Origin of the sequence: Haliscomenobacter sp., from assembly GCF_033763495.1 — a bacterium.
Lineage (GTDB): Bacteria > Bacteroidota > Bacteroidia > Chitinophagales > Saprospiraceae > Haliscomenobacter.
Genome location: NZ_JANRKL010000189.1, coordinates 42,292 through 53,121, shown reverse-complemented (window position 1 = coordinate 53,121; position 10,830 = coordinate 42,292). Strand labels below are relative to the sequence as shown.

Here is a 10,830-nt window from a genome sequence, read left to right as displayed (position 1 = left end):
AATTTGCCTAGCGGACAAATTTTTTGAACCGCAACCTTGACTTTCGCTCCGGCAAATTGATGGCTGGTCGCTACGCGGGGAACAAAACTAGGGTTTCGTCAATATTTTTTAATTCTTGACACACTTCATTGAACATTCCCTCGGAAACAGATTGAAAAAAAATAGAGGTTACCGAATTCGGTGATTTATTGCCCCAATCCATCTATCATCCTGTAACCCCCGCCTTCAGTCGGGGGCTCCAGCCCACCCACCTACTCACATCTAACATCCTTCCAGAGGCCCGCATCTATCACAATTTTATGATGTTAGCCTCTGGAAGGATGTTAGATGTGAAGAGTGAGGGCATCTGGATCCACCCGTTGAAACGGGCGGTCACAAGATATTAAATGTAGTTGGTGCCAATGTCTAGAAATACATGGCCCTTTTAAAAAAAGCAGTACAGATTTTGCTGCTGATTTAGACATCCACAAGACAAAACTAAGCCGCATACTGAATGACAAGGAGAGCCCAAACATGGAATTGATGTATCGTTTGGAGCATCACAGCAGCAATATGATTCCCGCGACTTATTGGTATCGACTTCATTCCAGAAAATTGGAGGAGGACATCAAGCTGGACACCGAAAAACGGGCGGTGGAATACAAACGAGTAAAAAACAATTTGGTATTCAAGAAGTCAGCTTAGGTTACAAATGATACACTCTCCACGGATTACAATAACATAATTTTTTGTTTATTTTTATTTGATTATCCTCCTTTTTTTCGTATCTTTGTATGCGAACATCAATTTTTATGAGTGACGATAAAAAGTTAGTCCGTTTTGACTGGTTCGTGAAGTTCATGCTGCGCGACAAGTCAAACTTTGAGATACTCGAAGGCTTTTTGTCTGAGTTGCTCAAAGAGGACATTCGTATCATTGAGATATTAGACGGTGAATCCAACAAAAAGACCAAAACGGACAAGTTCAACCGCGTGGATATTCTGGTTCGTGACCACAAGGATGAGCGCATCATTGTCGAAATCCAGAACAACAAAGAGTACGATTATCTTCAACGTATCCTTTTTGGTGCAGCCAAGACCCTCACCGAAAACATTGACGAAGGCAATCCATATTCTAAAATAAAGAAAATCATCTCTGTAAGCGTCGTTTATTTTGAGGCAGGACAGGGCATCGATTACATCTACCACGGTCAGACTATATTTACAGGGGTTCACAAAAAAGACATCCTGCAACTTACCGATGATCAGCAGGAATTATACGGTAAAAAGTTTCCTCAAGACCTGTACCCCGATTATTACCTGATCAAAGCGGAAGATTTTGACGAAAACATCAAAGATACGCTGGATGAATGGGTCTATTTTTTCAAAAAGGGGCAGATAAAAGAAACCTTCACTGCAAAGGGGCTTGTAAAGGCAAAGAAAAAACTCAATGTAGCGAAACTTACACCTGCACAGCGCCGTGAGTACGAGCGCTACCTGGACGAACAACGCAGTATCGCCAGTCACAATGAGACGGTGCAAAAGGATTTAGAGGATGCAAAGAAAGAAGCGAAAGAAGAAGGCAAGGAAGAAGGGAAATATGAAGGTAGATATGAAGTTGCAGTAAACTTGCTTCGTTCAGGTTCAACTGTAGATTTTACAATTCAAATCACAGGCTTGCCAGAGGAGGTCGTCCTGGAAATAAAGCGCAAACTTAAATATGAAGTTTAGCGATAGGTGCAATCTAAGCATCATCATCGAGAAGCAGCATAATTGCATCTCGAATCGCAGCGTATTTTGGCCTAAATCCCAAAATACAAGTTCGAATACACCTCCATCATTACGCCCTTGCGCACTTCATCCAATTCCGTGAGATGGGAAGGCAAGTGCTTTTCGATGGCACCAGCATCCTGCAACTTTTGCTTCCAGGTTTTTTCCAGAGCAGTCAAGGTATAACTATTGCGGGGGCAGATTTTGCTGCTGAGGGCAATCGCTTCGTCCAGCAATTCGGCGATAGGCTCAAAAGCGTTGTCGCTGACTTCGATGTTTTCCAGTTCCTGGTAAACGTCGGTTAAGGTTTTTTTGGTTATGCCGTACATTGATGTATCATTTCGGAATTGGGATTTCGGATTTCGGCTGGAGCACTGCTTGCGTTAGTTTCGGGTATGTCAGTGCTGTTTTTCATGTCTGGAAAACCAAAGTATCAGATGCAATCTACCCGCCGAAATCCGCAATCCCAAATCTGCAATTATTCAATAACAATTTCATCCACAAACAACCAGGCTTTACTTCCTGCTCCGGGCGCTCCCGCCGGAATCTCCCCGTAGTTGCTCACTTCCAGCTTCAGGTAACGGCCCTTGGCGTTTTTCAGCGCCAAATTTAGCGGAACAATTTTGTCTGTGCCTGCATTCACCTGACTACTTTGGCTTTTACCAAAATTTATCCCATCATTGCTCCAACTAACCTTTACGTCCTTGGGCGCATAAACCCATTGGCCTGGATTGTTGAAAAAGCGGAGTTTCAACTGTTTGAGGCTGTTGCTCTTCCCGAGGTCGATTACCGCACTGAAATCTTTGCCGGAAAATCCCAACCATTCTGCGTCGTTGAAGCGCTGGTCGCTACCGAATACCCCGTTGATGATGGAACCTGGCCCGCCTGCGCTGTATTGTTTGGCAGGTTCTGAGTTCAAGGTGATTTTTTTACCCGCAGCTTTGTGAAAACTCAGCTCCAAACTAGCCGAACGCCCAATAGGCTGGCCATCCTGAAAGGTTTGGAATACGTATTTACCACTTTGGGTGATGGCCTGAGTGGCATCTACTACGGGACTACTCGCGGTAGGGTTGCTGCCATTGTTGCTGTAACGGATAGTGCCTTGCTGCGCCGGATTGGAGGCATCGAGTTTTACCCCATTCCCCGCTACTTTCGCCTGCGCCTTTACATCGTACAGGTGATTGCCAAAATTGTAGCCTTCTTTTTTCCAGCGTTGCAGGTGTACCGTCAAGCGCTGTACAAAATCCGGGAAGTTCTTCCTGCTTTCTCCCGACCAGGTCGTTTCCGCTAAGGCTTGAGCCCGGGGCGAAAACATATACTGCAACTTAGATTCCGTGCTGATGTATTCGGTCCAGAGATTGGCTTGCGCTCCCAGGATGTGTTTGGCCTGCTCTGCATTCAACTCAGTAGGAATGGGATTGTAACTGTATACTTTTTCCAGAGGCAAAAAGCCGCCGATGGCCAATGGCTCATCGGCGTGTAAAGATTGGTAGTAATCGAGATAACAGTAGGAGGTAGGCGTCATGATGACATCGTGCCCTTGTTTGGCTGCTTCAATGCCACCTTCGGTGCCCCGCCATGACATCACCGTAGCGTTGGGTGCCAAACCTCCCTCCAATATTTCATCCCAGCCGATGATTTGTCGGCCGTGTTGGTTCAGAAATTTTTCCATGCGTCGGATGAAGTAGCTTTGTAATTCATGTTCATCCTTCAACTTTTCACGTTTGATGATGGCCTGCGCAGTAGCATTGGTTTTCCACTGATCCTTGGGGCATTCATCACCTCCAATGTGGATGTAAGGACTAGGAAAGAGGGCCATGACCTCTGTGAGAACATTTTCCAAAAAAGTAAAAGTGGCTTCATTGGGGCAAAACACATTTTTTGAGACTCCCCAAACAGTTCCTACTTCGAGTTTTGTATCGAGGCACCCCAATTCTGGGTAAGCCGCAATGGCCGCCTGAGCATGCCCGGGCATTTCAATCTCGGGAATGACCGTGATGAAACGTTTGCGGGCGTACTCCACGATGTCTTTCACTTCTTCCTGGGTGTAATAGCCGCCGTGTTTTTGGCCATCAAATTTGCGGGGAGTGCTATTGTAATGGCCCACTATGCTCTCCTTGCGCCAGGCAGATACTTCCTGCAATTTGGGGTATTTTTTGATTTCAATGCGCCAACCCTGGTCCTCGGTCAGGTGCCAGTGAAAACGGTTGATTTTATATCGGGCCAACATGTCAATAAAAGCCTTGACCTGCTCCACTGGAAAAAAATAACGCCCAACATCCAGCATAGCTCCCCGGTAAGCAAAAGCGGGGTGATCTTCGATGTCCACGGCTGCCAGTTTGGTAACCGCCGCCGCTTGAATGGGAAAAAGCTGAATCAGGGTCTGGATGCCGTAAAACAACCCTGCAGGTTGCCAGGCTTGTATTTTGATTTGATCACCAGTGATTTGCAGACGGTAGCCTTCGGCTTGGCTTACCCCTGGAGTCAATTCAAGGAGAATAGCATTTTTGTTCTGTTTGCCAGTAGACAAGCTATAACCCGCATGTTTACTCAACCATTGATTGAAGTAGTTGCTGGCCAGGGCGATTTGTTCGTTGTTGAGGTCAAAACGCAGGGTGGTTTGAGCATTCAATTCGAATTGACCAACCTTAGGGGTGATTTTTTGTGGGATGGGGATAATGGGAAGGGTAGGGGATTGGGCGTTGGTGAATACGCTCAAAAATAGGAATAAGTAAACAAGAAGGTGTTTCATGCAATCTGATTTTGGTTTTTTCGGGTTTGGGATTTCGGGTTTCGGCTGGTGTAGGCTGGCCCTAAAATATTAGAAACCTACCACCAGCCGAAATCCTAAACCCGAAATCGTTAAAACTTCCAGCGACGGAAAGCCTCAATCGCTTCGTATTCTGCCAAACCTAGTTGACGGTAGATGTGCGCCGTATCGCGGTTGCGGTCCTCGGCACGTTGCCAGAATTCCCGTTCGTCATTGCCAGGGAAAGGTGGCCGATCCTTTTGGGACTGGTGCATAAAGATGGCCCGGCGTTTTTTCAGCAATTGTTCAGGGCTGATGGGGACGGCCATTTCAATTTCGTGAGTGGACCACTCATGCCATGCACCGCGGTAAAGCCACAACCAGCAATCTTTCATCCAGGATTCTTCCTTCAATTTTTCGAAAGCCATAAAAATTGCATCCAGACAAACCCGGTGCGTACCATGTGGATCCGCTAAATCGCCAGCCGCGTACACCTGGTGGGGTTTGATGCTTTCCATCAAATCGGCAATGATTTTGACATCTTCCTCGCCTACCGGATTTTTGCGTGTGCGACCTGTTTCATAAAAAGGCAAGTCCAGAAAATGAATGTGCTTGTCATCCAGGCCACAGAAGCGAGCACCTGCTCGAGCTTCACCCCGACGAATCAAACCTTTCACATTGCGTACCTCAGCAATGTCCATTTCATCGGATTTCTTTTCGTGCAAAAATTTGAGAATTTTTTTGTACTTTTTGTCTAACTCATCTTTTGCACCATTGTTGGCTCCAGTTTCATTGAATTCCTGCAAAAACTCTACAAACCGCAAGGCATCGTAGTCGTGAACCGCAATATTGCCCGAAGTTTGATAAGCAACATGTACATCGTGGCCTTGCTCCACCAGGCGCAGGAAAGTTCCACCCATCGAAATAACATCATCGTCAGGGTGTGGACTGAAAAGAATAACCCGTTTTTTGGCTGGTTTTGCTCTTTCAGGACGGGTTGAATCGTCCGCATTGGGTTTACCTCCTGGCCAACCTGTAATGGTGTGTTGCAGGCGGTTGAAGATTTTGATGTTGATTTCGTAAGCCGCTGCGTATTCAAGGGTCAGGTCACTTAAACCGTGCTCATTGTAATCTTCGCTGGTGAGTTTAAGGATGGGTTTTCCTACTTTTTGAGAAAGCCAAACGACTGCTTTGCAAATCAAATCGTCATCCCAATTGCACATACCAACCAACCAGGGTGATTCGTATTTGGTGAGTGCCTCGGCGGCGCCGGTATCCAAATGAAAACGGGTACCTGGGTGTTTTTGCAAAAAAGAAGCAGGAATGGATGGGGTGATTTCGCCTTCCACCGCCTTTTTTACTACTTCTGCCTTGTGTTGCCCCCAAGCCAGCAAATGGATCGCTTTGGCCTTCATGATGGACCGAATCCCCATCGTGAGTGCACGGTAAGGCACATCTTCTTCACTGGAGAAATCCTTGAGCGCATCTCGACGGGTGAGTGCATCCAAGCGAACCAGGCGAGTATCTGAGGTGTCCCAGGAACCTGGTTCATTGAATCCAATGTGTCCGGTACGGCCAATTCCCAACAATTGAATATCGATTCCCCCTAGCAGTTCGATTTTTTTATCATACTGGCGGCAATATTCGTCCGCTTGTTCCATGGGAATAGTACCATCGGGAATGTTGATGTTTTCTTTTTTGATGTCCACATGGTCAAACAAGTATTCCCGCATGAAACGCACATAACTTTGCTGTGCATCCGGCTTCATGGGAAAATACTCATCCAGGTTGAAGGTGATTACGTTTTTAAAACTCAAACCTTCTTCTTTGTGCATGCGCACCAATTCCTGGTAGACTTGAATAGGCGAGGATCCTGTAGCCAGACCCAATACAATGTGCTCGCCTTCTTGTTGCCGTTGACGAATGGCTAAAGCAATGGATTGGGCAACGTGCTTTGAGCCTTCGCGGGCATCTGCCCAAACTTTAGTCGGGATTTTTTCTACCGACTTTAGTTGGTATTTTAGAAAGTCCATGTGGAACAAATTTTAGAGTTTGGTTGAGGGGTTGAGGAGTTGAGAAGAACAAAGGCAATTGCTTCTCAATTTCTCAACTCTTATAAATAAGCGACGCAGCACCCAGCAGGGCAGCATCTTCACTTCCTAATTCTGACAACCTTATTTCACATTTCCCTTTAAACATGGGCATGGTATGCTTTTCCAAACTTTCGCGGGCCGGATCTAATATCAGCGATCCTGCCAGAGCCAAACCTCCAGCCAAAAAAACAGCCTTAGGATCAAACAGAACCATCAGGTCGGCGATTTTATAACCCAGGATTTCTCCCGTTAAGCGGAAGGCTTCCTGAGCCAAAAAGTCTCCTGCCTGGGCTGCCTGGGTAATATCCCGGGCGCTTAGTTGGTGATAACTGAAATTCCGCAAGGGACTATCCAGTGTGTAAGTGCTCATCAACTCAAAAACTGTACGTTTGATGCCTGTAGCAGACGCATACGTTTCAATACAACCTTTTTGCCCACAGCCACAACTGCGCCCATCGCGTACTACAAAGGTATGGCCGAACTCACTGGCCAGCCCATGTTGACCAATGACGATTTTTCCGTCGACAATGACCCCAGAACCTACGCCCGTCCCTAAGGTAATCAAGGCATAGTTTTTCATCTCACGGGCACCTCCAAACTGGCCCTCACCCAATGCCGCTACGTTGGCATCGTTGGCCAACCGAGTAGCCAATCCACAACGTTCCTCTACCAATTGACGGACAGGAACAGTTTCCGTATCTGGAAATGGCATATTGGCTGCACCAGTAATGGTTCCTTCCATTTCATTGCAAGCCGGAGTACCAATTCCAATCCCGATTATTTCGCTTGAAGCAGCAACCCGATTGTGCAGTTCATTTACTGCCTCGGTTAATCCTGCTATAAAAGGTTCTGCACCTTTCCGTGATTGGGTATCATAACTACTGCGCTCGAGGATTTGCCCATTTTCATCGACGATGGCCAGTTTAGTGCCTGTTCCGCCGATGTCAATTCCAATGACTGCCTTATTTTTCACTTGACGATAGCTTATTTGATGAAGTTTCTTCAACGTGTGGCCAAAATATGAAACAACACGCGCAGCGAAAATAAGCGCTTTCATCTTAATTACCTCACTTGGGACAAAGGTAGATATTTTTTTAAATTGTGTGTGCGCACACGCAAGAAAAAATTTTAGCGTTTGCGAACACATACTTTTTTCTACCTTTGCGTGTGCGCACACCCTAAAATTTAATTTTGCGATTAATTTTTGTTTAAGTAATGGATAAACGAGTCACCATCAAAGACATTGCCAAGCAAGCTGGAGTTTCGGTGGGAACGGTGGATCGGGTTATCCATGATCGGGGTAGAGTATCCGTAGAGGTAAAGGCAAAAGTTCTGCAGGTAATGCAAGCCTTGAATTTTGAACCTAACTTGATTGCCAGCACATTAGCTTTCAATCGGGTGATCAGGATTGGCGTTTTGATGCCACAATTCCAAAGTGATCCATATTGGGATTTACCCTTGTTGGGAATGCGCCGGGCGCAGCAGTCGGTCAAGCATTATGGGGTAAGTTTGCTTGAACAAATGTTTGATTTGTTCAGTCCACAGGATTTCAAGAGCAATGCACTCACTTTGATTGACCAAAAACCGGACGCTTTGGTTTTTCCCCCCATTTTCCTCAAGGAATCAATGGAGTTATTAGACCATTGTGCCGAGATGGAATTACCAACTATCCTGGTCAATACGGATGTGGAGCATCCCCAGGTGATGTCTTACATTGGCCAGGACTCTTACCAGAGCGGAGTATTGGCGGGCAAACTGCTCAGTACGGTAATGAATGGATCTGGCAGGGTATTATTGCTTAACCTGGATAAGGAAACCTTAAATGCCAAACACCTCATGGACAAGGAACTGGGGTTGCGCCATTTTCTGGCTCAAAAAAACCAGGATTCCTTAAGTGTATTGCGGCAGGATGTAGAGGATTTTGACGATTTAAAACGTTTGGAGACCTTACTGAACGAGCTTCTCCAACAATACGCTGACATAAAAACAGTGTTTGTTACTAACTCCAGAGCTTATAAATTGGTTGAGGCCATTCAAAACCTTTCCCAAGCGCATTTACCTCTCCTTGGTTACGATCTTTTACCCAATAACCTACACTTTTTGCAGATAGGTAAAATTGATTTTTTAATCAACCAAAATGCCAGCTATCAAGGTTACCTGGCCATTAAAAACCTGACTGATTATTTTATTTTTAAAAAACAATTACCTCGGGTTCAACACCTACCTCTGGACATTGTGGTTGCCGAAAACGCGGTCTATTACTTGCAAAGAGAGCAAGGGAATTAAAGCAAGAAATTGCATTAAAACCTAAACAGGGAGGAAAAATCAGGTATGTATTTTTGCTAAGCCACAGGATTAACAAGACACTTGAAATGAACCGTTTATTTGTCTAATTCTTTGACAAAATGAATACTTATTTTTTTGTCGTTCCTAAGGCAGGCAACAAAAAATTTTGAACAATTATTCAGCGTCCTGAAATTCCAGGACGGGACATAAGCCAAAAAAAAATATTTTAACCCAGAGCCCATAGGTTTACAGGGAGTTCCAGTTTTTTTGCTCATTCAATCAGAAAAAAGTCGACGAATGGATTTCCCTAAACGGATTCTTTTTTCCATCTTTGTATCCCTCTGATAGAGGAAACGGTTTGTACAATTTGCGAGGCTAAAGCTCTTGAACAAACTCACCTTTTTTATTAACTTACTGATACGCTCTCTTTTTCAAATTGAGACTATTTATTGTTTAACGCCTTTGGCGAAAGATTCTGGAGAATGGTTAAAGATCATGCTACAGTGTGGGAGAGCTGTCTGCAAAACATTCGCAACAATGTGAATATGCAGGCATTCAGAACTTGGTTTGAGCCAATCAAGCCCGTACGGCTCGATGGTAATGCACTGACCATTCAAGTACCTAATAAGTACTTTTATGAATGGTTAGAGGAGCATTATGTTTCATTGCTCAAAACAAGTATCCGTAGTCAACTGGGCGACAAGGCGCGCCTGGAATACCAAATTTTGGTAAATGACGCTCGTGAAGATGAAAAACGAAAAAATTTTGCTGGGAATGGCAACGGCTTTGAAAAACTAAATTCCAGCAATTCCAGCAATGTGTCGCTTTCTGACCAATTGCCCTATTACAATAACGTAGATACCGACTCCATCAAAAACCCCTTTGTAATTCCAGGGATAAAAAAGATGAAGGTGGATCCCCAATTGAATCCAGGCTATCGATTCGACAATTACATTGAAGGGGATTGCAATCGCCTGGCTCGTTCTGCTGGTTTTGCCATTTCGCGCAAACCAGGACAAACTTCTTTTAATCCACTAGTCATTTTTGGCAATGTAGGTTTGGGGAAAACCCACCTGGCTCAAGCCATTGGCAACGAGATTTTGGAAAAATTCCCGGCTAAAACTGTACTTTACGTTTCATCCGAAAAATTCACCAACCAAATCATTGCTGGCATCAAGAACAATGCCATCAATGATGTAGTCACTTTTTACCAACACATCGATGTATTGATTGTCGACGACATTCAATTTTTGGAGGGCAAGAAAAAAACCCAGGATATTTTCTTTCATATTTTTAACCAGCTTCACCAAAACGGCAAACAAATCATTTTGACTTCTGACCGCCCTCCCAAGGACTTACAGGATATGGAAGAGCGGCTGATCTCCCGTTTTAAATGGGGCCTTTCCGCTGACTTACAGGCACCAGATCTCGAAACCCGCATCGCCATCCTGGAACACAAGATGATGATGGAAGGAGTTGAAATAGCTCAGGATGTCACTGAATTCATTTGTTACAACATCAAAAATAACATCCGCGAACTGGAAGGAGTGCTGATCAGTTTGATCGCACAATCTTCTTTGAACCGCCGCGAAATCGACATTGATTTGGCAAAGGAAGTTGTACGGAATTTTGTAACCGAAATCAATAAAGAAATCACTGTTGAGTTTATTCAAAAACTCGTTGCGGAGTATTTCAAAGTACCGGTAGAGACCCTCAACGGTAAAACCCGCAAGCGCTCCATTGTGATTGCTCGTCAATTGAGTATGTACCTGGCCAAAAACATGACCGACCGATCCTTGAAAGCATTGGGAGAAGTATTTGGGGGCCGAGACCACAGCACGGTAATTTATTCTTGCCGTACCGTACAGGATTTGATGGAAACGGATCCATTTTTCAAGGAAACAGTGAGCGACCTGGAAAAAAAGATTCGCATGAGTTTGAGCGAAAAGTAGTT

At 44.9% G+C, this 10,830-nt stretch carries 8 protein-coding genes; 4 read left to right on the top strand and 4 right to left on the bottom strand.

Translation table 11 applies throughout. From position 1 onward, the window contains the following. The first annotated feature begins 513 nt into the window (after window positions 1-513). Window positions 514-684, top strand: coding sequence for a hypothetical protein (locus SFV55_RS21330; RefSeq protein ID WP_320031581.1), 171 nt, complete (start codon window positions 514-516; stop codon window positions 682-684). A 107-nt stretch (window positions 685-791) separates the two neighbouring features. Further along, a complete protein-coding gene (locus tag SFV55_RS21325) occupies window positions 792-1,709 on the top strand; it encodes an Rpn family recombination-promoting nuclease/putative transposase (protein ID WP_320031580.1) in 918 nt (305 codons plus the stop codon). A gap of 71 nt (window positions 1,710-1,780) precedes the next feature. Here SFV55_RS21325 and SFV55_RS21320 read toward each other — a convergent pair whose 3' ends face one another. The 4 genes from SFV55_RS21320 to SFV55_RS21305 form a co-directional block, all read right to left on the bottom strand. Beyond that, window positions 1,781-2,077, bottom strand: a complete 297-nt coding sequence (locus tag SFV55_RS21320; protein WP_320031579.1) for a hypothetical protein — start codon at window positions 2,075-2,077, stop codon at window positions 1,781-1,783. Between the two features lie 149 nt (window positions 2,078-2,226). Beyond that, the gene (locus SFV55_RS21315; protein ID WP_320031578.1) at window positions 2,227-4,500 is read right to left on the bottom strand and encodes a beta-N-acetylhexosaminidase; all 2,274 of its coding nucleotides are present in this window, start codon (window positions 4,498-4,500) and stop codon (window positions 2,227-2,229) included. A 110-nt stretch (window positions 4,501-4,610) separates the two neighbouring features. After that, a complete protein-coding gene (gene nagB / locus SFV55_RS21310; RefSeq protein ID WP_320031577.1) occupies window positions 4,611-6,530 on the bottom strand; it encodes a glucosamine-6-phosphate deaminase in 1,920 nt (639 codons plus the stop codon). Window positions 6,531-6,603: 73 nt separating this feature from the next. After that, a complete protein-coding gene (locus SFV55_RS21305) occupies window positions 6,604-7,563 on the bottom strand; it encodes an ROK family protein (protein ID WP_320031576.1) in 960 nt (319 codons plus the stop codon). 242 nt (window positions 7,564-7,805) lie between these two features. Here SFV55_RS21305 and SFV55_RS21300 point away from each other — a divergent pair, with 242 nt between their 5' ends. Together SFV55_RS21300 and dnaA are read left to right on the top strand one after the other, a co-directional pair. After that, complete coding sequence (locus tag SFV55_RS21300) at window positions 7,806-8,876, top strand: LacI family DNA-binding transcriptional regulator (protein ID WP_320031575.1); 1,071 nt, start codon at window positions 7,806-7,808, stop codon at window positions 8,874-8,876. Window positions 8,877-9,358: 482 nt separating this feature from the next. Beyond that, window positions 9,359-10,828: a chromosomal replication initiator protein DnaA gene (dnaA, locus tag SFV55_RS21295; protein ID WP_320031574.1), complete on the top strand. Its 1,470-nt coding sequence runs from the start codon at window positions 9,359-9,361 to the stop codon at window positions 10,826-10,828. Window positions 10,829-10,830: the final 2 nt, after the last annotated feature.